This window comes from Xylanimonas ulmi (assembly GCF_004216535.1).
GTDB classification, from domain to species: domain Bacteria; phylum Actinomycetota; class Actinomycetes; order Actinomycetales; family Cellulomonadaceae; genus Xylanimonas; species Xylanimonas ulmi.
Map to the genome: position 1 here is coordinate 3,817,307 of NZ_SGWX01000001.1, position 19,984 is coordinate 3,837,290.

The 19,984-nt window shown below is 68.5% G+C and carries 32 protein-coding genes; all 32 read left to right on the forward strand.

Going from position 1 to position 19,984, the window contains the following annotated elements:
• The first annotated feature begins 283 nt into the window (after positions 1-283).
• The 32 genes from rpsL (at position 284) to rpsK (ending at position 19,898) form a co-directional block, all read left to right on the forward strand.
• Positions 284-658 (forward strand): 30S ribosomal protein S12, encoded by a 375-nt coding sequence (gene rpsL / locus EV386_RS17440; RefSeq protein ID WP_130416541.1) that lies wholly within the window; start codon positions 284-286, stop codon positions 656-658.
• Positions 658-1,128: a 30S ribosomal protein S7 gene (gene rpsG, locus EV386_RS17445; RefSeq protein ID WP_129205575.1), complete on the forward strand. Its 471-nt coding sequence runs from the start codon at positions 658-660 to the stop codon at positions 1,126-1,128. The genes rpsL and rpsG overlap by 1 nt, the downstream gene beginning before the upstream one ends.
• 75 nt (positions 1,129-1,203) lie before the next feature.
• Complete coding sequence (fusA, locus tag EV386_RS17450) at positions 1,204-3,306, forward strand: elongation factor G (protein WP_130416542.1); 2,103 nt, start codon at positions 1,204-1,206, stop codon at positions 3,304-3,306.
• Positions 3,307-3,430: 124 nt separating this feature from the next.
• The gene (gene tuf / locus EV386_RS17455; protein ID WP_130416543.1) at positions 3,431-4,627 is read left to right on the forward strand and encodes an elongation factor Tu; all 1,197 of its coding nucleotides are present in this window, start codon (positions 3,431-3,433) and stop codon (positions 4,625-4,627) included.
• A 534-nt stretch (positions 4,628-5,161) separates the two neighbouring features.
• Positions 5,162-5,470: a 30S ribosomal protein S10 gene (rpsJ, locus tag EV386_RS17460; protein ID WP_012877409.1), complete on the forward strand. Its 309-nt coding sequence runs from the start codon at positions 5,162-5,164 to the stop codon at positions 5,468-5,470.
• A gap of 16 nt (positions 5,471-5,486) precedes the next feature.
• Positions 5,487-6,140: a 50S ribosomal protein L3 gene (gene rplC / locus EV386_RS17465; RefSeq protein WP_130416544.1), complete on the forward strand. Its 654-nt coding sequence runs from the start codon at positions 5,487-5,489 to the stop codon at positions 6,138-6,140.
• 5 nt (positions 6,141-6,145) lie between these two features.
• Positions 6,146-6,847, forward strand: a complete 702-nt coding sequence (gene rplD, locus EV386_RS17470) for a 50S ribosomal protein L4 (RefSeq protein ID WP_130416545.1) — start codon at positions 6,146-6,148, stop codon at positions 6,845-6,847.
• Positions 6,844-7,146, forward strand: a complete 303-nt coding sequence (gene rplW, locus EV386_RS17475) for a 50S ribosomal protein L23 (protein WP_130416546.1) — start codon at positions 6,844-6,846, stop codon at positions 7,144-7,146. The genes rplD and rplW overlap by 4 nt, the downstream gene beginning before the upstream one ends.
• A gap of 31 nt (positions 7,147-7,177) precedes the next feature.
• A complete protein-coding gene (gene rplB / locus EV386_RS17480; RefSeq protein WP_130416547.1) occupies positions 7,178-8,014 on the forward strand; it encodes a 50S ribosomal protein L2 in 837 nt (278 codons plus the stop codon).
• Between the two features lie 15 nt (positions 8,015-8,029).
• Complete coding sequence (gene rpsS, locus EV386_RS17485) at positions 8,030-8,311, forward strand: 30S ribosomal protein S19 (RefSeq protein ID WP_012867940.1); 282 nt, start codon at positions 8,030-8,032, stop codon at positions 8,309-8,311.
• A gap of 58 nt (positions 8,312-8,369) precedes the next feature.
• The gene (gene rplV / locus EV386_RS17490; RefSeq protein WP_130416548.1) at positions 8,370-8,744 is read left to right on the forward strand and encodes a 50S ribosomal protein L22; all 375 of its coding nucleotides are present in this window, start codon (positions 8,370-8,372) and stop codon (positions 8,742-8,744) included.
• On the forward strand, positions 8,744-9,580 hold the full coding sequence (gene rpsC, locus EV386_RS17495) for a 30S ribosomal protein S3 (protein ID WP_130416549.1): 837 nt from the start codon (positions 8,744-8,746) through the stop codon (positions 9,578-9,580). The genes rplV and rpsC overlap by 1 nt, the downstream gene beginning before the upstream one ends.
• A 2-nt stretch (positions 9,581-9,582) precedes the next feature.
• On the forward strand, positions 9,583-10,002 hold the full coding sequence (rplP, locus tag EV386_RS17500) for a 50S ribosomal protein L16 (RefSeq protein WP_130416550.1): 420 nt from the start codon (positions 9,583-9,585) through the stop codon (positions 10,000-10,002).
• Positions 10,002-10,238: a 50S ribosomal protein L29 gene (rpmC, locus tag EV386_RS17505; protein WP_130416551.1), complete on the forward strand. Its 237-nt coding sequence runs from the start codon at positions 10,002-10,004 to the stop codon at positions 10,236-10,238. Before rplP ends, rpmC begins: the two co-directional genes overlap by 1 nt.
• Positions 10,239-10,246: 8 nt before the next feature.
• Entirely contained in the window at positions 10,247-10,540 is a 294-nt protein-coding gene (gene rpsQ / locus EV386_RS17510) for a 30S ribosomal protein S17 (protein ID WP_130416552.1), read from the forward strand.
• 200 nt (positions 10,541-10,740) lie between these two features.
• On the forward strand, positions 10,741-11,109 hold the full coding sequence (gene rplN / locus EV386_RS17515) for a 50S ribosomal protein L14 (RefSeq protein WP_056653778.1): 369 nt from the start codon (positions 10,741-10,743) through the stop codon (positions 11,107-11,109).
• Between the two features lie 2 nt (positions 11,110-11,111).
• Positions 11,112-11,453 (forward strand): 50S ribosomal protein L24, encoded by a 342-nt coding sequence (rplX, locus tag EV386_RS17520; RefSeq protein ID WP_130416553.1) that lies wholly within the window; start codon positions 11,112-11,114, stop codon positions 11,451-11,453.
• Positions 11,453-12,028 (forward strand): 50S ribosomal protein L5, encoded by a 576-nt coding sequence (gene rplE, locus EV386_RS17525; protein WP_130416554.1) that lies wholly within the window; start codon positions 11,453-11,455, stop codon positions 12,026-12,028. Before rplX ends, rplE begins: the two co-directional genes overlap by 1 nt.
• Position 12,029: 1 nt before the next feature.
• Entirely contained in the window at positions 12,030-12,215 is a 186-nt protein-coding gene (locus EV386_RS17530) for a type Z 30S ribosomal protein S14 (RefSeq protein ID WP_012877422.1), read from the forward strand.
• Between the two features lie 106 nt (positions 12,216-12,321).
• Positions 12,322-12,720 (forward strand): 30S ribosomal protein S8, encoded by a 399-nt coding sequence (rpsH, locus tag EV386_RS17535; protein WP_130416555.1) that lies wholly within the window; start codon positions 12,322-12,324, stop codon positions 12,718-12,720.
• A gap of 20 nt (positions 12,721-12,740) precedes the next feature.
• Positions 12,741-13,277, forward strand: a complete 537-nt coding sequence (gene rplF, locus EV386_RS17540; RefSeq protein WP_130416556.1) for a 50S ribosomal protein L6 — start codon at positions 12,741-12,743, stop codon at positions 13,275-13,277.
• Complete coding sequence (gene rplR, locus EV386_RS17545; RefSeq protein WP_130416557.1) at positions 13,277-13,648, forward strand: 50S ribosomal protein L18; 372 nt, start codon at positions 13,277-13,279, stop codon at positions 13,646-13,648. Before rplF ends, rplR begins: the two co-directional genes overlap by 1 nt.
• A gap of 43 nt (positions 13,649-13,691) precedes the next feature.
• Positions 13,692-14,360, forward strand: a complete 669-nt coding sequence (gene rpsE, locus EV386_RS17550) for a 30S ribosomal protein S5 (protein WP_130416558.1) — start codon at positions 13,692-13,694, stop codon at positions 14,358-14,360.
• The gene (gene rpmD, locus EV386_RS17555; RefSeq protein WP_012877427.1) at positions 14,360-14,542 is read left to right on the forward strand and encodes a 50S ribosomal protein L30; all 183 of its coding nucleotides are present in this window, start codon (positions 14,360-14,362) and stop codon (positions 14,540-14,542) included. Before rpsE ends, rpmD begins: the two co-directional genes overlap by 1 nt.
• A 2-nt stretch (positions 14,543-14,544) precedes the next feature.
• Positions 14,545-15,024, forward strand: a complete 480-nt coding sequence (gene rplO / locus EV386_RS17560) for a 50S ribosomal protein L15 (RefSeq protein WP_130416559.1) — start codon at positions 14,545-14,547, stop codon at positions 15,022-15,024.
• Between the two features lie 271 nt (positions 15,025-15,295).
• Entirely contained in the window at positions 15,296-16,594 is a 1,299-nt protein-coding gene (gene secY / locus EV386_RS17565; protein WP_130416560.1) for a preprotein translocase subunit SecY, read from the forward strand.
• 77 nt (positions 16,595-16,671) lie between these two features.
• The gene (locus EV386_RS17570) at positions 16,672-17,229 is read left to right on the forward strand and encodes an adenylate kinase (protein WP_130417023.1); all 558 of its coding nucleotides are present in this window, start codon (positions 16,672-16,674) and stop codon (positions 17,227-17,229) included.
• An 11-nt stretch (positions 17,230-17,240) separates the two neighbouring features.
• Complete coding sequence (map, locus tag EV386_RS17575) at positions 17,241-18,104, forward strand: type I methionyl aminopeptidase (protein ID WP_165400039.1); 864 nt, start codon at positions 17,241-17,243, stop codon at positions 18,102-18,104.
• Between the two features lie 300 nt (positions 18,105-18,404).
• Entirely contained in the window at positions 18,405-18,626 is a 222-nt protein-coding gene (infA, locus tag EV386_RS17580) for a translation initiation factor IF-1 (protein ID WP_012867920.1), read from the forward strand.
• A 127-nt stretch (positions 18,627-18,753) separates the two neighbouring features.
• The gene (rpmJ, locus tag EV386_RS17585) at positions 18,754-18,867 is read left to right on the forward strand and encodes a 50S ribosomal protein L36 (protein ID WP_009740505.1); all 114 of its coding nucleotides are present in this window, start codon (positions 18,754-18,756) and stop codon (positions 18,865-18,867) included.
• A gap of 169 nt (positions 18,868-19,036) precedes the next feature.
• Positions 19,037-19,411, forward strand: coding sequence for a 30S ribosomal protein S13 (gene rpsM / locus EV386_RS17590; RefSeq protein WP_130416562.1), 375 nt, complete (start codon positions 19,037-19,039; stop codon positions 19,409-19,411).
• A gap of 79 nt (positions 19,412-19,490) precedes the next feature.
• Positions 19,491-19,898, forward strand: a complete 408-nt coding sequence (gene rpsK / locus EV386_RS17595) for a 30S ribosomal protein S11 (RefSeq protein WP_012877434.1) — start codon at positions 19,491-19,493, stop codon at positions 19,896-19,898.
• Positions 19,899-19,984 lie beyond the last annotated feature (86 nt).

Consider the following 19,984-nt stretch of genomic DNA (forward strand, 5'->3'; position numbering starts at 1 on the left):
GTAGTCTTGACGACTGTGCCCGTGCCGTCGCGCGCCCGCTGACGACAGTTCGACCTTGGTCGACTGCCCTGGTGGGTGTGGCGATGTGAGTGCCCGGGCATCCCGCGATCCCGCTGCCGGCGTCCTGTGACAGCCGCGGCCGATCCGGGCCATCGAGCCGGTGGTAAGTGGCGCAGCGGTCCCTTCGTGAGGACTGCGTGCCGTCTGCTGTCGGCACGCACAGCCTGATACATCCGACGGGGACCGGCCGGTCTCCCGTAGCCGACAAGACGACGGAGACGTAGTGCCTACGATCCAGCAGCTCGTCCGCAAGGGCCGAGCCACGAAGCCGGGGAAGTCGAAGACCCCCGCGCTCAAGGGCTCCCCGCAGCGGCGCGGCGTGTGCACCCGCGTGTACACCACCACCCCCAAGAAGCCGAACTCCGCCCTGCGCAAGGTCGCCCGCGTCAAGCTGTCCTCGGGCATCGAGGTCACCGCGTACATCCCCGGCGTCGGCCACAACCTGCAGGAGCACTCGATCGTGCTCGTGCGCGGTGGTCGTGTGAAGGACCTGCCCGGTGTCCGATACAAGATCGTCCGCGGCGCCCTTGACACGCAGGGCGTGAAGAACCGCAAGCAGGCTCGCAGCCGCTACGGCGCCAAGAAGGAGAAGGCCTGATGCCTCGTAAGGGTCCGGCCCCCAAGCGGCCGCTCATCGCCGACCCGGTCTACGGGTCCCCCGTCGTCACCCAGCTGATCAACAAGGTCCTGCTGGACGGCAAGAAGTCCACGGCTGAGGCCATCGTCTACGGCGCCCTGGAGGGTGTCCGCACCAAGACGGACCAGGACCCGGTCGTCGTGCTCAAGCGCGCGCTGGAGAACGTCCGCCCGGCCCTTGAGGTGCGCTCTCGCCGCGTCGGTGGCGCGACCTACCAGGTCCCGGTCGAGGTGCGTCCGACGCGCTCGACGACGCTGGCCCTGCGCTGGCTGACCGACTTCTCGCGCGCCCGCCGCGAGAAGACGATGACCGAGCGCCTCATGAACGAGATCCTCGACGCCTCGAACGGCCTCGGCGCCGCGGTCAAGCGCCGCGAGGACATGCACAAGATGGCTGAGTCGAACCGCGCGTTCGCTCACTACCGCTGGTAGTCGTCCGTCGGCCCTGGGGGTGACCTGCCCCCAGGGCCGCAGGCGCATCACCTCCACCGACAAGGGGACCCCACCGTGGCACTTGACGTGCTGACCGACCTGAACAAGGTCCGGAACATCGGCATCATGGCGCACATCGATGCCGGCAAGACGACGACGACCGAGCGGATCCTGTACTACACGGGCGTCAACTACAAGATCGGTGAGACGCACGACGGCGCCTCGACGACCGACTGGATGGAGCAGGAGCAGGAGCGTGGCATCACGATCACGTCCGCTGCTGTGACCGCCTTCTGGAACAAGAACCAGATCAACATCATCGACACGCCCGGCCACGTCGACTTCACCGTCGAGGTCGAGCGCTCGCTGCGCGTCCTCGACGGCGCCGTCGCGGTGTTCGACGGCAAGGAGGGCGTCGAGCCCCAGTCGGAGACGGTGTGGCGCCAGGCCGACAAGTACGACGTGCCGCGCATCTGCTTCGTCAACAAGATGGACAAGCTGGGCGCCGACTTCTACTTCACGGTCGACACCATCATCAACCGCCTCAAGGCGAAGCCGCTGGTCATCCAGCTCCCGATCGGCGCTGAGAACGACTTCGAGGGCGTCGTCGACCTGGTCGAGATGCGCGCCATCGTCTGGCGCGGCGAGACCAAGCTGGGCGCCGAGTACACGGTCGAGGAGATCCCCGCCGACCTGCGCGACAAGGCCGACCAGTACCACTCGGAGCTCATCGAGGCCGTCGCCGAGACGGACGAGGAGCTGCTGGAGAAGTACCTGGGCGGCGAGGAGCTGACGGTCGCCGAGATCAAGGCCGGCATCCGCAAGCTCACCATCACCGGCGAGGCGTTCCCGGTCCTGTGCGGCTCGGCGTTCAAGAACAAGGGCGTCCAGCCCATGCTCGACGCCGTCGTCGACTACCTGCCCTCGCCCCTCGACGTCCCGGCCATCAAGGGCACCGACGTCAAGGACCACGAGAAGGTCATCGAGCGGCACCCCGACGCGACCGAGCCGTTCGCGGCCCTCGCGTTCAAGATCGCCGCGCACCCGTTCTTCGGCAAGCTCACCTTCATCCGCGTCTACTCGGGCAAGGTGGCGCAGGGCGCCCAGGTCGTCAACTCGACCAAGGGCAAGAAGGAGCGCATCGGGAAGATCTTCCAGATGCACGCCAACAAGGAGAACCCGGTCGACGAGGCGTCGGCGGGCCACATCTACGCGTTCATCGGCCTCAAGGACGTCACCACGGGTGACACCCTGTGCGATTCGAACGCGCAGGTCATCCTCGAGTCGATGACCTTCCCCGAGCCGGTCATCGACGTGGCCATCGAGCCCAAGACGAAGGCCGACCAGGAGAAGCTCTCCACGGCGATCCAGAAGCTCGCCGAGGAGGACCCGACCTTCCGCGTCAAGCTCGACGAGGAGACCGGCCAGACCGTCATCGGCGGCATGGGCGAGCTCCACCTCGACATCCTCGTCGACCGTATGCGCCGCGAGTTCAAGGTCGAGGCGAATGTCGGCAAGCCGCAGGTCGCCTACCGCGAGACCATCCGCCGCAAGGTCGAGAAGGTCGACTACACGCACAAGAAGCAGACCGGTGGCTCGGGCCAGTTCGCCAAGGTCCAGGTGACCTTCGAGCCGCTCGACACCTCCGAGGGCGAGCTCTACGAGTTCGAGAACTCGGTCACCGGTGGCCGCATCCCGCGCGAGTACATCCCGTCGGTTGACGCCGGCATCCAGTCCGCCTTGCAGCAGGGCGTGCTCGCGGGCTTCCCGCTCGTGGGCGTCAAGGCCACGCTGCTCGACGGCGCCTACCACGAGGTCGACTCCTCCGAGATGGCGTTCAAGATCGCCGGCTCGATGGTCCTCAAGGAGGGCGTCAAGCGCGCCGACCCGGCGCTCCTCGAGCCGATCATGGCAGTCGAGGTGCGCACGCCCGAGGAGTACATGGGTGACGTGATCGGCGACATCAACTCCCGCCGTGGCATGATCCAGTCCATGGAGGACGCGACCGGCGTCAAGGTCGTTCGCGCCCAGGTGCCGCTGAGCGAGATGTTCGGGTACATCGGTGACCTTCGGTCGAAGACCCAGGGCCGTGCGGTGTACTCGATGCAGTTCGACAGCTACGCCGAGGTTCCTCGCAACGTTGCTGACGAGATCATCAAGAAGACCCGGGGCGAGTGAGTCCCCACAGGTCGACCAGCTTCACCATCAACCTGTAGGCAAACCCCGTCGCCCCGCGGGAGGTAGGCTTTCCAGCCGAGTCTCGCAACGTTCGGGAACAACAACGAGTCCCAGGAGGACCCCAGTGGCTAAGGCCAAGTTCGAGCGGACCAAGCCGCACGTCAACATCGGCACGATCGGGCACGTCGACCACGGCAAGACGACGCTGACCGCCGCGATCTCGAAGGTGCTCGCCGACACCTACCCGGACCTGCCGGCTAACGTGCAGCGCAACTTCGACGAGATCGACGCCGCGCCGGAGGAGAAGCAGCGCGGCATCACGATCAACATCGCGCACATCGAGTACGAGACGCCTAAGCGTCACTACGCTCACGTCGACGCCCCTGGGCACGCCGACTACATCAAGAACATGATCACCGGCGCGGCCCAGATGGACGGCGCGATCCTCGTGGTCGCCGCCACCGACGGTCCGATGGCCCAGACGCGTGAGCACGTCCTGCTCGCCCGTCAGGTCGGCGTCCCCTACCTGCTCGTGGCGCTCAACAAGTCCGACATGGTCGACGACGAGGAGATCCTCGAGCTCGTCGAGATGGAGGTCCGCGAGCTGCTGTCGTCGCAGGGCTTCGACGGCGACGACGCTCCCGTCGTGCGCGTCTCGGGCCTCAAGGCGCTCGAGGGCGACCCCGAGTGGACCGCCAAGGTCATCGAGCTCATGGAGGCCGTGGACGAGAACGTCCCCGAGCCGGAGCGCGACCTCGACAAGCCGTTCCTCATGCCGATCGAGGACGTCTTCACGATCACCGGTCGTGGCACCGTCGTCACCGGCAAGGTCGAGCGTGGCACGCTCAACCTGAACTCCGAGGTCGAGATCGTCGGCATCCGCGCCGCCCAGAAGACCACGGTCACGGGCATCGAGACCTTCCACAAGTCGATGGACCAGGCCCAGGCTGGTGACAACACCGGTCTGCTGCTGCGCGGCATCAAGCGCGAGGACGTCGAGCGCGGCCAGGTCGTCGTCAAGCCGGGTTCGATCACCCCGCACACCGACTTCGAGGCTCAGGTCTACATCCTGGGCAAGGACGAGGGCGGCCGTCACAACCCGTTCTACTCGAACTACCGTCCGCAGTTCTACTTCCGCACGACGGACGTCACCGGCGTCATCACGCTGCCCGAGGGCACCGAGATGGTCATGCCCGGCGACAACACCGAGATGACGGTCCAGCTGATCCAGCCCATCGCCATGGAGGAGGGCCTCGGCTTCGCCATCCGTGAGGGTGGCCGCACCGTCGGCTCCGGCCGTGTCACCAAGATCATCAAGTGATCTTGCGCTGAGCTGAGCTCCATCGCCTCAGGCCCGGGCCCCCGTCGGGGGTCCGGGCCTCTGCGCGTGCGCGCCGCCGTCGGATGGCGCCGCACCGGCTGGCGCTGGGTGCAGCGTCACAGCCCTCCGGCTTGGGTTCCTCCGGGCCGTATGGCACACTAGGGAAGTTGCCTGTCACGGGCGCGTTCTTTCTCGTGTCGAACAGTGTGTTGCACCGCAGCCGCGCGGACCACAGCGGCCATGCTCCCCAGTGAGCCTGGCCGAGGGTCGAAGGCGCCGGCTGGATCGGGTCCCCCTCCAGGAGGGGTTCGCGGGGTCGCCGTCTGTTCATCACACCTGAGCGCCCCGATCTGACCCGGCCCCGGTGGGACGCACGTCCTCAGGGAGAGGGTTCGGCAGGCCAGACATTCGTCGTGGTCGGTCCCTGATCGATCACAATCAACGGTCCCCAGGACTTCGAGCGGGTCGCTAAGCGACACGCCCGAGCGCGGGGGTCGGACAGTAGCGGTTCGAGAGAGAGAGTCAGACGACGCCATGGCGGGACAGAAGATCCGCATCCGGCTCAAGTCCTATGACCACGAGGTCATTGACAGCTCCGCGCGCAAGATCGTCGACACGGTGACGCGCGCCGGTGCGACTGTGGTGGGCCCGGTGCCGCTCCCGACGGAGAAGAACGTCTTCGTCGTGATCCGGTCGCCTCACAAGTACAAGGACAGCCGCGAGCACTTCGAGATGCGCACGCACAAGCGGCTCATCGACATCATCGATCCCACGCCGAAGGCCGTCGACTCGCTCATGCGTATCGACCTGCCTGCCGACGTGAACATCGAGATCAAGCTCTGAGGCAGGGGAGCGAGAGATGAGCAACCTGCACAAGAACGTGACCGCGGTGCTGGGCAAGAAGCTCGGCATGACGCAGCTGTGGGACGAGGCCGGTCGCCTGGTGCCCGTCACGGTCGTCGCGGTCGACACCAACGTGGTGACCCAGGTCCGCACGACCGAGACCGACGGCTACAGCGCCGTCCAGCTGGCTGTCGGCCAGATCGACCCGCGCAAGGTCACCAAGCCGCTCAAGGGCCACTTCGAGAAGGCCGGCGTCACGCCGCGCCGTCACGTGGCCGAGATCCGCACCGCCGACGCGGCCACCTACACGGTCGGCCAGGAGATCACCGCCGCGGCCTTCGAGGCCGGCGCCGTGGTCGACGTCAGCGGTACGACCAAGGGCAAGGGCACGGCCGGTGTGATGAAGCGTCACGGCTTCTCCGGTGTGGGCGCCTCGCACGGCTCGCACCGCAACCACCGCAAGCCGGGCTCGATCGGTGGCGCGTCGACGCCGTCGCGCGTGTTCAAGGGCCTGCGCATGGCCGGCCGGATGGGCAACGCCCGTCAGACCACCCAGAACCTGACCGTCCACGCGGTCGACGCCGAGAAGGGTCTGCTGCTCGTCAAGGGCGCGGTTCCCGGCCCCAAGGGTGGCGTCGTCGTCGTCAAGACCGCCGCGAAGGGTGCGTGAACCGCATGACTTCCCTCACTGTTGACGTCCTGGACGCCGCGGGCAAGAAGGCCGGCACGGCCGAGCTGCCCGCCGAGGTGTTCGACGTCGTCACCAACGTCCCGCTGATCCACCAGGTCGTCGTCGCCCAGCGCGCCGCCGCGCGTCAGGGCACGCACGCGACCAAGACCCGCGGCGAGGTCCGCGGCGGTGGCAGGAAGCCGTACAAGCAGAAGGGCACCGGCCGCGCCCGTCAGGGCTCGACCCGCGCTCCGCAGTTCGCCGGCGGTGGCACCGTCCACGGCCCGCAGCCGCGCTCGTACGACCAGCGCACCCCCAAGAAGATGAAGGCCGCCGCGCTGCGTGGCGCCCTGTCCGACCGCGCCCGCGCCGGGCGCGTGCACGTCGTGGCCGGCTTCGGCGTCGACGGCACGCCGTCGACCAAGACCGCGCTCAAGACGCTCGCGACCCTGACCGAGCGCGAGCACGTGCTCGTGGTGATCGAGCGCTCGGACGAGGCGACGATCCTGTCGCTGCGCAACGTGCCGACGGTCCACCTGATCGCGGCCGACCAGCTCAACACGTATGACGTCCTCGTCTCCGACGACGTCGTCTTCACGCAGGACGCGCTCGCCGCGTTCCTCGAGGGCCCGGTCAAGGGCGCGAAGGCGACCGCCACCGAGTCCGAGGCCGCGGACGCCGCCGCCGACGAGGAGGCCACCAAGTGACCACCGTGCAGAAGGACCCGCGCGACATCCTGCTCGCGCCGGTCGTCTCCGAGAAGAGCTACGGCCTCCTCGACGAGGGCAAGTACACCTTCGTCGTGGACCCGCGGGCCAACAAGACCGAGATCAAGATCGCGGTCGAGAAGGTCTTCGGCGTCAAGGTCGACTCGGTGAACACGATCAACCGCAAGGGCAAGGCGCGTCGCACGCGTTTCGGCCTGGGCAAGCGCAAGGACACGAAGCGCGCGATCGTCACCCTCCGCGAGGGAACGATCGACATCTTCGGCGGTCCGGTCGGCTGACCCGGACAGAGCAGATCGAGGACTGAATCCCATGGGAATCCGTAAGTACAAGCCGACGACGCCTGGCCGCCGCGGCTCGAGCGTCGCCGACTTCGTCGAGGTCACGCGCTCGCAGCCGGAGAAGTCGCTGGTCCGTCCCCTGTCGAAGACGGGTGGCCGCAACAACTCCGGTCGCATCACGACCCGCCACAAGGGTGGTGGCCACAAGCGCCAGTACCGCGTGATCGACTTCCGTCGTCACGACAAGGACGGCGTGCCGGCGAAGGTCGCGCACATCGAGTACGACCCCAACCGCACCGCGCGCATCGCGCTGCTGCACTACGCGGACGGCGAGAAGCGCTACATCATCGCCCCGAACAAGCTGTCGCAGGGTGACGTGGTCGAGGCCGGCGCCGGCGCCGACATCAAGCCCGGCAACAACCTGCCGCTGCGCAACATCCCGACCGGTACGGTCATCCACGCCATCGAGCTGCGGCCCGGTGGCGGTGCGAAGATCGCCCGTTCGGCCGGCGCCTCGGTGCAGCTCGTCGCCAAGGACGGCCCCTACGCCCAGCTGCGTATGCCGTCGGGCGAGATCCGCAACGTCGACCTGCGCTGCCGCGCGACGGTCGGCGAGGTCGGCAACGCCGAGCAGTCGAACATCAACTGGGGCAAGGCCGGCCGCATGCGCTGGAAGGGCGTGCGCCCGACCGTGCGCGGTGTCGCCATGAACCCGATCGACCACCCGCACGGTGGTGGTGAGGGCAAGACCTCCGGTGGACGCCACCCGGTGAGCCCCTGGGGCCAGCCGGAGGGTCGCACCCGCCGTCCGAACAAGCCGAGCGACAAGCTGATCGTCCGCCGTCGCCGCACCGGCAAGAAGCGCTGATAAGGAGCCTGGAACATGCCTCGCAGCCTGAAGAAGGGCCCCTTCGTCGACGGCCACCTTCAGAAGAAGGTGGACGTGCAGAACGAGAAGGGGACCAAGAACGTCATCAAGACCTGGTCCCGTCGGTCGGTCATCACGCCCGACTTCCTCGGTCACACCTTCGCCGTGCACGACGGTCGCAAGCACACGCCGGTCTTCGTGACCGAGTCGATGGTCGGCCACAAGCTCGGTGAGTTCGCCCCCACGCGGACCTTCCGCGGCCACGTGAAGGACGACAAGAAGGGCCGTCGTCGCTGAGCCCCCGTGGCTCGCGACTGACAGCCCCGACTGTCTGAGAAAAGGAAGCAGGACAGCAATGGAAGCCAAGGCGCAGGCGCGGTTCGTCCGCGTGACGCCGATGAAGGCCCGGCGCGTCGTGGACCTCATCCGTGGCAAGCAGGCCGGCGAGGCCGTCGCGGTGCTGAAGTTCGCACCGCAGGCCGCCGCCGAGCCGGTGCGCAAGGTCGTGGAGTCCGCGATCGCGAACGCCCGGGTGAAGGCCGACCGTGCGAGCGAGCGCTTCGACGAGCAGGACCTCGTCGTCGCCGCTGCGTTCGTCGACGAGGGCCCGACCCTGAAGCGGTTCCGTCCGCGTGCTCAGGGCCGTGCGGCTCGTGTGCTCAAGCGCACCAGCCACATCACGGTCGTCGTCGCACCCAAGCAGACCGAGAAGAAGGAAGGGGCCCGATAGTGGGGCAGAAGGTTCACCCGCACGGGTACCGCCTCGGCATCACCACCGACCACCGGTCGCGCTGGTTCGCCGACAGCACCAAGCCCGGTCAGCGGTACCGCGACTACGTCCGTGAGGACGTCCAGATCCGCAAGCTCATGGGCACTGGCCTGGAGCGCGCCGGCATCTCCAAGGTCGAGATCGAGCGCACCCGCGACCGCGTCCGCGTGGACATCCACACGGCGCGTCCGGGCATCGTGATCGGCCGCCGGGGCGCCGAGGCCGACCGCATCCGCGGCGAGCTGGAGAAGCTCACCGGCAAGCAGGTGCAGCTCAACATCCTCGAGGTCAAGAACGCGGAGATCGACGCGCAGCTGGTCGCTCAGGGCATCGCCGAGCAGCTCGCCAGCCGCGTCTCCTTCCGCCGCGCCATGCGCAAGGGCATTCAGTCCGCGCAGCGCGCCGGCGCCAAGGGCATCCGCGTTCAGGTCTCGGGCCGCCTCGGCGGCGCCGAGATGAGCCGGTCGGAGTTCTACCGTGAGGGCCGTGTGCCGCTGCACACGCTCCGCGCGAACATCGACTTCGGCTTCTACGAGGCGCGCACCACCTTCGGCCGCATCGGCGTGAAGGTGTGGATCTACAAGGGCGACATCACCGAGAAGGAGTTCGCCGCCCAGCAGGCCGCAGCCGCCCCCCGTCAGGGCCGTGGTGGCCCTCGCGGTGAGCGTGGCGAGCGTGGCGACCGCCGTGGCGGGCGCCGCAACGAGCGACCGGCTGCCTCGGCCACCGAGACCCCGGCGGCCCCGGCCGCCGACTCGGCTCCCGAGGCGCCGGCTGAGACCGGAACGGAGGCCTGAGCATGCTGATTCCCCGCAGGCTCAAGCACCGCAAGCAGCACCACCCCGGCCGCTCCGGCGCGTCGAAGGGTGGCAACACGATCGCGTTCGGCGACTTCGGCATCCAGGCCCTCGAGCCCGCCTACGTCACCAACCGTCAGATCGAGGCTGCGCGTATCGCGATGACCCGCCACATCAAGCGTGGCGGCAAGGTCTGGATCAACATCTACCCGGACCGTCCCCTGACCAAGAAGCCCGCCGAGACCCGCATGGGCTCGGGTAAGGGCTCGCCCGAGTGGTGGGTCGCCAACGTCAAGCCCGGCCGCATCGTCTTCGAGCTGGCCGGCGTCCCGGAGCCCCTGGCTCGTGAGGCCATGCGTCGCGCGATCCACAAGCTCCCGATGAAGTGCCGTTTCGTGGTGCGCGAGGGTGGTGCGATCTGATGGCTATCGGTACCAAGGGCCTTGCCCCGACCGACCTGGACGGCTTCGACGACGAGAAGCTCGTCGCCGAGCTGAAGAAGGCCAAGGAGGAGCTCTTCAACCTCCGCTTCCAGTCGGCCACCGGCCAGCTGGAGTCGCACGGCCGCATCAAGGCCGTCAAGCGTGACATCGCGCGGATCTACACGATCCTGCGCGAGCGCGAGCTCGGCATCCGTACGGCTCCGAGCGCTGAGTGAGGCAGAACATGACGAACGAGACGACCCAGCCGGCGGCCGCGGCCGCCCCCGAGCGGGGCATCCGCAAGGTCCGCCGCGGCTACGTGGTCAGCGACAAGATGGACAAGACCATCGTGGTCGAGGTCGAGGACCGCGTGAAGCACGCGCTCTACGGCAAGGTCCTGCGTCGCACGACCAAGGTCAAGGCCCACGACGAGCAGAACAGCGCCGGCATCGGCGACCTGGTCGTCATCATGGAGACCCGCCCGCTGTCCGCGACCAAGCGGTGGCGCCTCGTGGAGATCCTCGAGAAGGCCAAGTGACCCACGCCAGGAAGTGATCTTCGCCGTCCGGGCCCCGAAAGGGGGCCGGACGGCGTAGACTCTTCGATCGGCCTGCCCGCGGCGTGACACACGTATGCGTGCGGGCGGCCACACCCCAACAATCCGTTCGGCCAGGCTCCTCGCCCGCCGCGTGTCCGCACGTGGGCGTGGAGAACCAGCTCGACGACAGGAGCATTTGAATGATCCAGCAGGAGTCGCGACTCCGGGTCGCCGACAACACGGGTGCGAAGGAGATTCTCTGCATCCGTGTTCTCGGTGGGTCGGGCCGTCGCTACGCCGGTATCGGTGACGTCATCGTCGCCACCGTCAAGGACGCGATCCCGGGCGGCAACGTGAAGAAGGGCGACGTCGTCAAGGCCGTCATCGTCCGGACCGCCAAGGAGCGCCGTCGTCCCGACGGTTCCTACATCAAGTTCGACGAGAACGCCGCCGTCATCCTCAAGAACGACGGCGAGCCTCGTGGTACCCGCATCTTCGGCCCGGTCGGTCGCGAGCTTCGCGACAAGCGGTTCATGAAGATCATCTCGCTCGCGCCGGAGGTGCTCTGACCATGGCCAAGATCAAGAAGGGCGACCAGGTCGTCGTCATCTCGGGTCGCGACAAGGGCAAGACCGGCCGCGTGCTCGAGGTCCTGGTGGACTCCGACCGCCTCGTGGTCGAGGGCGTCCAGCGTGTGACCAAGCACGTCAAGGCCGGCCAGACCGCCCGCGGTTCGCGCACCGGCGGCATCGAGACCGTCGAGGCCCCCATCCACGTCTCCAACGTCATGCTCGTGGACCCGGAGACCAAGAAGGGCACCCGCGTGGGCTTCCGCCTCGAGCAGGTCGAGCGCGACGGCAAGACCAAGACGGTTCGCGTGCGCGTCGCGAAGCGCTCGGGGAAGGACATCTGATGAGCGAGACCACTCTCGAGGCCCCGGCCTTGCCGCGCCTCAAGCAGAAGTACCGCGAGGAGATCCTGGCCGGGCTGCGCGAGGAGTTCGGCTACAAGAACGTCACCCTGGTTCCCGGTCTGACCAAGATCGTCGTGAACATGGGCGTCGGCGACGCCGCCAAGGACTCCAAGCTCATTGAGGGCGCGATCCGCGACCTGACCGCGATCACCGGTCAGAAGCCGCAGGTCACCAAGGCCCGCAAGTCCATCGCCCAGTTCAAGCTGCGCGAGGGCATGCCGATCGGCGCCCACGTGACGCTGCGCGGTGACCGCATGTGGGAGTTCCTCGACCGTCTGCTGTCGATCGCCCTGCCCCGCATCCGCGACTTCCGCGGTCTGTCGGCCAAGCAGTTCGACGGCCACGGCAACTACACGTTCGGCCTCACGGAGCAGTCGATGTTCCACGAGATCGACCAGGACAGGATCGACCGCGTCCGCGGTATGGACATCACGGTCGTGACCACGGCGAACACCGACGACGAGGGCCGTTCGCTGCTTCGCCGTCTCGGCTTCCCCTTCAAGGAGGAGAACTGACATGGCGAAGAAGGCCCTGATCAACAAGGCCGCCGCGAAGCCTAAGTTCGCGGTGCGCGCCTACACCCGGTGCCAGCGCTGCGGCCGACCGCACTCGGTCTACCGCAAGTTCGGCCTGTGCCGTATCTGCGTCCGGGAGATGGCCCACCGCGGCGAGCTCCCCGGCGTGACCAAGAGCTCCTGGTGAGCTCGCGCAGCTGGTAATCACCACAACGTCGTAGGTCCTCCGGGACCCGGGGACTGGTTCTCCGAGAGCCGGCCGGAAACCGCGACGAGGAAGGGCACGAGCCCAGATGACGATGACTGACCCGATCGCAGACATGCTCACGCGTCTGCGTAACGCGAACTCGGCGCACCACGACTCCGTGACGATGCCGTCCTCCAAGCTGAAGCTCCACATCGCGGAGATCCTTCAGAAGGAGGGCTACATCGCCGGCTTCGTCGTCGAGGACGCGAAGGTGGGCAAGAGCCTCACCATCACCCTGAAGTACGGCCCGAACCGCGAGCGCGCCCTGTCGGGCATCCGCCGCGTCTCGAAGCCGGGTCTTCGCAAGTACGCGAAGTCGACTGAGCTTCCCAAGGTCCTCGGTGGCCTCGGCGTCGCGATCCTGTCGACCTCGTCCGGCCTCCTCACCGACCGCCAGGCTCAGGCCAAGGGCGTCGGTGGCGAGGTCCTCGCCTACGTCTGGTAATCGGAAGGGAGATACAAGCCATGTCTCGAATCGGCAAGATCCCCGTCCCGGTGCCCGCCGGCGTGGACGTCACCATCTCGGGCGCACTCGTGACGATCAAGGGCCCCAAGGGCTCCCTTGAGCACCACGTGCCCGCCCCCATCACGGTCGCGCAGGAGGCCGCCACGCTCGTCGTGACGCGCCCGAACGACGAGCGCGACTCCCGTGCGCTGCACGGACTGACCCGCACGCTGCTGGCGAACATCGTCACCGGCGTCACGCAGGGCTACGAGAAGAAGCTTGAGATCGTCGGCACGGGTTACCGCGTCACGGCCAAGGGCTCCGACCTCGAGTTCGCCCTCGGCTTCAGCCACCCGGTGCTCGTGAAGGCCCCCGAGGGCATCACGTTCGCCGTCGAGAGCCCCACCAAGTTCTCGGTCTCCGGCATCGACAAGCAGCAGGTCGGCGAGGTCGCGGCGAACATCCGCAAGATCCGCAAGCCCGAGCCCTACAAGGGCAAGGGCGTGCGCTACGCCGGCGAGGTCGTCCGCCGCAAGGTCGGAAAGGCTGGTAAGTGATGGCTATCAAGATCCTGGGCAAGGGCAAGGCCGTCGCTCGTCAGCGCCGCCACCTGCGTCTGCGCAAGAAGATCACCGGTACGCCGGCTCGTCCCCGCCTCGTCGTGACGCGCTCGAACCGCCACATGGTGGCGCAGATCGTCGACGACACCGTGGGCAAGACCGTCGCGTCCGCCTCGACCCTCGAGGCCGACCTGCGGGCGTTCGACGGCGACAAGGTGGCCAAGGCCCGCAAGGTCGGCGAGCTCGTCGCCGCGCGCGCCAAGGCCGCTGGTGTCGAGTCCGTGGTCTTCGACCGCGGCGGCAACAAGTACCACGGCCGCGTCGCTGCTGTCGCAGACGGCGCCCGCGAGTCGGGACTGGCGCTGTGATGGCCCCGGCTCCGACGACCGACCGGAAGATGAGGAACCTCTGATGGCTGCAGGGCAGCGCACCGGCGCCCCCCAGGGCGCCAACGAGTCCACCAACGACGGACGTCGCAGCAACCGCCGCGACGACCGCCGCAACGACCGCCGCGAGGCGGAGAAGAGCGCCTTCGTCGAGCGCGTCGTGACGATCAACCGCGTCGCGAAGGTCGTCAAGGGTGGTCGCCGCTTCAGCTTCACCGCGCTGGTCGTGGTGGGCGACGGTGACGGCACCGTGGGCGTCGGCTACGGCAAGGCCAAGGAGGTGCCCGCGGCGATCGCCAAGGGTGTCGAGGAGGCGAAGAAGAACTTCTTCCGCGTCCCCCGCATCCAGGGCACCATTCCGCACCCCACCCAGGGTGAGGCCGCCGCCGGTGTCGTGTTCCTGCGTCCGGCCTCGCCGGGTACCGGTGTGATCGCCGGTGGTCCGGTGCGCGCCGTGCTGGAGTGCGCGGGCATCCACGACGTCCTGAGCAAGTCGCTCGGCTCGTCCAACTCGATCAACATCGTCCACGCGACGGTGCAGGCCCTCAAGCAGCTCGAGGAGCCGGCCGCTGTGGCCGCGCGCCGTGGGCTCGCCCTTGAGGACGTCGCCCCGGCCGCGCTGCTGCGCGCCCAGGCGGCGGGCTTCGCCGCCAAGAAGGACGCGGCTGGCTCCGACGCGAAGGTGGGTGCGTGATGGCTCGCCTGAAGGTTACCCAGACCAAGTCCGCCATCGGCGGCAAGAAGAACCAGCGTGAGACGCTGCGGACCCTGGGCCTCAAGCGGATCGGCGACACCGCCGTGAAGGAGGACCGCCCGGAGATCCGCGGCATGGTCAACACGGTCTCGCACCTGGTGACCGTCGAGGAGGTCGACTGACCATGGCCGAGAAGAAGACCACGGCGGAGGAGACCTCGGTCAAGCCGCTCAAGGTCCACCACCTGCGTCCGGCCCCCGGCGCCAAGACCGCCAAGACCCGCGTGGGTCGTGGTGAGGCGTCGAAGGGTAAGACGGCGGGTCGCGGCACCAAGGGCACCAAGGCCCGCTACCAGGTCCCGCAGCGCTTCGAGGGTGGGCAGATGCCTCTGCACATGCGCCTTCCGAAGCTGCGTGGGTTCAAGAACCCGTTCCGCGTCGAGTTCCAGGTCGTGAACCTGGACAAGCTCGGCGCGCTCTACCCCGAGGGTGGCGCTGTCACCGTCGAGGACCTTGTCGCCAAGGGCGCCGTCCGCAAGGGCCAGCCGGTGAAGGTGCTCGGCACGGGGGAGATCACCGTCAAGCTGGACGTCGCGGTCGACGCGCTGTCCGGCTCCGCCAAGGAGAAGATCCTGGCGGCTGGCGGCTCGGTCTCGGAGGACTGAGAGGCACCCACGGGGCCGGTGGCGCGACATGCGCCCCGGCCCCGTGTGCTGTCGCGGTTCGCTCTCTGTGGCGAAGTCGCCCGCGCTTCCACGTAGAATCCGTTGCGGTTCGGTCGTGCCTTCCGGTGTGACCTGCGCAGGGGTCGTCAGACTCCTGCCGGACCGCGTCCAATCGGCGCCATGTCGGCGGGGTCAGCCCGTCGGCGAGACGCCCACCCTCGCCGGCAGCCCCGGCGACACGAGAACCCGCCTCGGCGGGCCAGGAGGATAGGTGCTCAGCGCATTCGCCCGGGCTTTCCGGACGCCTGACCTGCGGCGCAAGCTGCTGTTCACGATCGCCATCATGGTGGTCTTCCGTATCGGGTCGTTCATCCCGGCGCCCGGTGTGAACTACACGAACGTCCGCCAGTGCGTCGACCTGGCGGCGAACGACACCTCGCTCCTGGGCCTCGTCAACGTCTTCAGCGGAGGCGCGCTGCTACAGCTGTCGGTCTTCGCGCTCGGCATCATGCCGTACATCACCGCGAGCATCATCATCCAGCTCCTGCGTGTGGTGATCCCCCGGTTCGAGGTCCTCCACAAGGAGGGGCAGGCCGGCCAGGCCAAGCTGACGCAGTACACGCGGTACCTGACGATCGCCCTGGCCATCCTGCAGTCCACGACGGTCATCACGACGGCGCGCCAGGGCGCGCTGTTCCCGAGCTGCAACCTCGACGTCATCGCCGACGGCAGCGTGGTCACCATCCTGCTCATGGTCATCACCATGACCGCCGGCACCGGCCTGATCATGTGGCTGGGCGAGCTCATCACCGAGCGCGGCGTCGGCAACGGCATGTCGCTGCTGATCTTCACCTCGATCGCCGCGAGCTTCCCGGCCGGCCTGTGGTCCGTGGCGGGCGGCAACAACGGCATCCGCAACATCATCATCCTGGTCGCGGTGATCGTCCTGGTCATCGGCCTGGTCGTCTACGTCGAGCAGTCGCAGCGTCGCGTGCCGGTCCAGTACGCCAAGCGCATGGTCGGTCGGCGCATGTACGGCGGCACCAGCACGTACATCCCGATCAAGATCAACATGGCGGGCGTGATCCCGGTCATCTTCGCCTCCTCGCTGCTGGCCATCCCGACGCTCATCGCCCAGTTCGGCGACCAGTCGGCCGGGTGGGTGCAGTGGATCGTCCAGTGGCTCGCGACCCCGAGCTCGCCGCTGCACATCGCGCTGTACGCGCTGCTGATCCTGTTCTTCTGCTTCTTCTACACGTCGATCACGTTCAACCCCGACGAGGTCGCCGACAACATGAAGAAGTACGGCGGCTTCATCCCTGGCATCCGCGCCGGCCGCCCGACCGCGGAGTACCTGGACTACGTGATCACCCGCATCACGTCGGCAGGCTCGCTGTACCTCGTGGTCATCGCACTCATCCCGACGCTGATCGTCGTGGCCCTGGGCCTGACTCACAACCTGCCGTTCGGCGGCACCTCGATCCTGATCATCGTGGGTGTCGGCCTGGAGACGGTCAAGCAGATCGACTCCCAGCTGCAGCAGCGTCACTACGAAGGGTTCCTCCGTTGACAGCCAGCTCCGTTCCCTCGCGTCACGACCTGCACCCGGCCCCCGGGCCGGAGAGCCGCGTGACCCGCCTGCTCATCATGGGCCCGCAGGGCTCCGGCAAGGGCACGCAGGCCGCGCGTCTGGCCGAGGTCTTCGGGATCCCGGCGATCTCGACCGGCGACATCTTCCGCGCCAACATCAAGGGCGGCACCGAGCTGGGCCGCCTCGCGCAGGAGTACACCAACAAGGGTGAGCTCGTGCCCGACGAGGTCACGGACAAGATGGTCCGCAGCCGCCTCGGTGAGGACGACGCCCAGGTGGGCTTCATCCTCGACGGCTACCCCCGCAACCGCAGCCAGGTCGAGGCGCTCGACGCCATCCTGGGGGACCTGGGCTGGCAGCTCGACGGCGTGGTGGAGCTCACCGCCGACCGCGCCGAGCTGCTCGCGCGCATCGCCAAGCGCGCGGAGCTTGAGGGCCGCGCGGACGACACCGAGGAGGCCATCGCCCGCCGCCTCGACATCTACGCCGAGCAGACCGCCCCGCTCACCGCGGCCTACGCCGAGCGCGGCCTGCTGGTCCAGGTCGACGGGATCGGCGAGGTCCCCGAGGTGACCGACCGCATCGTCGCAGGCCTCGCCGCGCAGCTCGGCTGACCTGAATGTCACTGCTGGGACGAGAGCGCGTCGAGCTCAAGACGCTCGAGCAGGTGCGCGTCATGCGGCGCGCCGGCCTCGTCGTGGCGGACATGCTCGCGGCCGTGCGCGCCGCCGCCCGCCCGGGCCGCACGACGTCGGACCTCGACGACGCCGCCCGGGCGGTGCTCGCGCATGCGGGCGCGACGTCCAACTTCCTCGGGTACCACGGGTTCCCGGCGACCGTGTGCGCGTCGGTCAATGACGAGGTGATCCATGGGATCCCCGGGCCTCGCGTGCTGGAGGCCGGTGACGTCGTCTCGATCGACGCCGGGGCCGTCGTCGACGGCTGGCATGGCGACTCGGCCATCACCTTTGTGCTCGGCGCCGACGGCGCGCTGCCGCTCGGCTCGCCCGAGGCGGACCCTGCGGTCGACGACCTGGTGCGCGCGACCGAGGCTGCCCTGTGGGCCGGCATCGCCGCGCTGGCCCCGCGCGGGCGCCTGGGCGACGTCGGGCGCGCGGTCGACACCGCGGTGGAGGTCGCGGCCGCCGCGACGGGCCGCGCCTTCGGCATCGTCGAGGAGTACGTGGGCCACGGCATCGGCACGGCGATGCACCAGCCGCCCGACGTGCTCAACTACGCGACGAGCTCGCGCGGCATCCCGCTCAAGGTCGGCATGTGCCTGGCGGTCGAGCCCATGGTGACGCTCGGCAGCGGCGAGACCCGCGAGCTGGCCGACGGCTGGACCGTCGTGACGCAGGACGGCTCCCTCGCCGCGCACTGGGAGCACACCGTCGCGATCCTCGACGACGGCATCAGCGTGCTCACCGCGCCCGACGGCGGAGCCGAGCGTCTCGCGGCGCTGGGCGTCGACGTCGTCCGCCTCGACTGACCGGCGCTGGACCAGCCGGCGCGAAGCGGATGGCGTCGCACTGGCGGCTGCGGCGTGAGCGACGGCACGCCCGTGCGACTTTCTGATCCTGGCGGTGTCCGGTAGGCTGGTACGTCGGGTGTAGTCCGTTCGCGCCCATCTTCGGTCGACGCCCCGGCGTCGGCGCAGATGACCGGACGGCGACACGCGACATCCCACGTCCCACCACCTGGTGCCACGCCGTCGGCCGTATGCCGCACGGTGCGGCCGGGCTCGCCCGGGGACGACGGGACGAAGTCAGGACGAGAGTTAGCGGAGGACATGGCAAAAAAGGACGGTGTCATCGAGATCGAGGGCAGCGTGGTCGAGGCCCTGCCGAACGCGATGTTCCGCGTGGAGCTGGCCAACGGCCACAAGGTGCTCGCTCACATCTCGGGCAAGATGCGTCAGCACTACATCCGCATCCTCCCCGAGGACCGGGTCGTGGTGGAGCTCAGCCCGTACGACCTGTCCCGCGGCCGGATCGTCTACCGCTACAAGTAGTCACCCGTCACGTCCGTCCGGGTCTCCGGGCGGATTCGCCCTCAACCACGCCGACTCCCACCGCCCGCGGTGGGGTCCTCGCACCGTGTGACGGCCGTGCGAGGCCGAGGCGGCGAAGGAAAGAACCATGAAGGTCAAGCCCAGCGTCAAGAAGATCTGCGACAAGTGCAAGGTGATCCGCCGGCACGGTCGCGTCATGGTGATCTGCGAGAACCTGCGCCACAAGCAGCGTCAGGGCTGAGCAGTCGCATGACCCCCGGCGGCTGAGCCTCCAGCGAGGCCGCCATCAGCGCACCACCACGAAGCCGCGTCCCGACGCGGTGGAACCCCCGGTCCGGAGGCCGGGGCCCGCAGTTCGCGGGAGGGCGGTGCGGAAGACCTCCGGGCGAAGTACAGGAGCCGTCAGGCACATGGCACGTCTTATCGGCGTCGACCTCCCCCGTGAGAAGCGGGTCGAGATCGCGCTCACCTACATCTACGGCGTCGGCCGTACCCGCGCGTCGCAGACGCTGACCGCCACGGGCATCAGCCCGGACGTCCGCGTCAAGGACCTCGACGACGCGCAGCTCGTCGCTCTCCGTGACTACCTCGAGGGCAACTACAAGCTCGAGGGTGACCTCCGCCGTGAGGTCGCCGCCGACATCCGCCGCAAGGTCGAGATCGGCACCTACCAGGGTCTGCGTCACCGTCGCGGGCTGCCGGTGCGCGGTCAGCGCACCAAGACCAACGCGCGTACCCGCAAGGGTCCCAAGCGCACCGTCGCGGGCAAGAAGAAGGCCCGCTGACGTCAGCAGTCCGAGCAGCGGGGCCTCGTGAGAGGCCCGCTCCGGTCCGACGACCTCAGTACTAGGAGAGAACGAGCAGATGCCTCCCAAGACCCGTGCCGCCGCAGGCACGCGCAAGCCGCGCCGCAAGGACAAGAAGAACGTCCCGCTCGGCCAGGCGCACATCAAGTCCACGTTCAACAACACGATCGTCTCGATCACGGACCCGACGGGCGCCGTGATCGCGTGGGCCTCGGCCGGCCATGTCGGCTTCAAGGGCTCGCGCAAGTCGACGCCGTTCGCCGCGCAGCTGGCCGCCGAGTCGGCCGCCCGCCGCGCCCAGGAGCACGGCGTGAAGAAGGTCGACGTCTTCGTCAAGGGCCCGGGCTCCGGTCGCGAGACCGCCATCCGCTCCCTGCAGGCGACCGGCCTTGAGGTCGGCTCGATCCAGGACGTGACGCCGCAGGCCCACAACGGCGTCCGCCCGCCCAAGCGCCGCCGCGTCTGACCCTCTCGGTTGGCCGGGCCCCTCGGGGTCCGGCTGACCGAACCCTGCCCGGACGGAGATCCCCCCGCCCGGTCGTGCGAGTGATC

Bases quoted from the DNA above. Each gene is read 5' to 3' on its own strand.
- rpsG (WP_129205575.1), top strand. From the start codon at position 658: ATGCCTCGTAAGGGTCCGGCCCCCAAGCGGCCGCTCATCGCCGACCCG.
- rpsJ (WP_012877409.1), top strand. From the start codon at position 5,162: ATGGCGGGACAGAAGATCCGCATCCGGCTCAAGTCCTATGACCACGAG.
- rplC (WP_130416544.1), top strand. From the start codon at position 5,487: ATGAGCAACCTGCACAAGAACGTGACCGCGGTGCTGGGCAAGAAGCTC.
- rplD (WP_130416545.1), top strand. From the start codon at position 6,146: ATGACTTCCCTCACTGTTGACGTCCTGGACGCCGCGGGCAAGAAGGCC.
- rplB (WP_130416547.1), top strand. From the start codon at position 7,178: ATGGGAATCCGTAAGTACAAGCCGACGACGCCTGGCCGCCGCGGCTCG.
- rpsS (WP_012867940.1), top strand. From the start codon at position 8,030: ATGCCTCGCAGCCTGAAGAAGGGCCCCTTCGTCGACGGCCACCTTCAG.
- rplV (WP_130416548.1), top strand. From the start codon at position 8,370: ATGGAAGCCAAGGCGCAGGCGCGGTTCGTCCGCGTGACGCCGATGAAG.
- rplP (WP_130416550.1), top strand. From the start codon at position 9,583: ATGCTGATTCCCCGCAGGCTCAAGCACCGCAAGCAGCACCACCCCGGC.
- rpmC (WP_130416551.1), top strand. From the start codon at position 10,002: ATGGCTATCGGTACCAAGGGCCTTGCCCCGACCGACCTGGACGGCTTC.
- rpsQ (WP_130416552.1), top strand. From the start codon at position 10,247: ATGACGAACGAGACGACCCAGCCGGCGGCCGCGGCCGCCCCCGAGCGG.
- rplN (WP_056653778.1), top strand. From the start codon at position 10,741: ATGATCCAGCAGGAGTCGCGACTCCGGGTCGCCGACAACACGGGTGCG.
- rplX (WP_130416553.1), top strand. From the start codon at position 11,112: ATGGCCAAGATCAAGAAGGGCGACCAGGTCGTCGTCATCTCGGGTCGC.
- rplE (WP_130416554.1), top strand. From the start codon at position 11,453: ATGAGCGAGACCACTCTCGAGGCCCCGGCCTTGCCGCGCCTCAAGCAG.
- EV386_RS17530 (WP_012877422.1), top strand. From the start codon at position 12,030: ATGGCGAAGAAGGCCCTGATCAACAAGGCCGCCGCGAAGCCTAAGTTC.
- rpsH (WP_130416555.1), top strand. From the start codon at position 12,322: ATGACGATGACTGACCCGATCGCAGACATGCTCACGCGTCTGCGTAAC.
- rplF (WP_130416556.1), top strand. From the start codon at position 12,741: ATGTCTCGAATCGGCAAGATCCCCGTCCCGGTGCCCGCCGGCGTGGAC.
- rplR (WP_130416557.1), top strand. From the start codon at position 13,277: ATGGCTATCAAGATCCTGGGCAAGGGCAAGGCCGTCGCTCGTCAGCGC.
- rpsE (WP_130416558.1), top strand. From the start codon at position 13,692: ATGGCTGCAGGGCAGCGCACCGGCGCCCCCCAGGGCGCCAACGAGTCC.
- rpmD (WP_012877427.1), top strand. From the start codon at position 14,360: ATGGCTCGCCTGAAGGTTACCCAGACCAAGTCCGCCATCGGCGGCAAG.
- rplO (WP_130416559.1), top strand. From the start codon at position 14,545: ATGGCCGAGAAGAAGACCACGGCGGAGGAGACCTCGGTCAAGCCGCTC.
- EV386_RS17570 (WP_130417023.1), top strand. From the start codon at position 16,672: ATGGGCCCGCAGGGCTCCGGCAAGGGCACGCAGGCCGCGCGTCTGGCC.
- infA (WP_012867920.1), top strand. From the start codon at position 18,405: ATGGCAAAAAAGGACGGTGTCATCGAGATCGAGGGCAGCGTGGTCGAG.
- rpmJ (WP_009740505.1), top strand. From the start codon at position 18,754: ATGAAGGTCAAGCCCAGCGTCAAGAAGATCTGCGACAAGTGCAAGGTG.
- rpsM (WP_130416562.1), top strand. From the start codon at position 19,037: ATGGCACGTCTTATCGGCGTCGACCTCCCCCGTGAGAAGCGGGTCGAG.
- rpsK (WP_012877434.1), top strand. From the start codon at position 19,491: ATGCCTCCCAAGACCCGTGCCGCCGCAGGCACGCGCAAGCCGCGCCGC.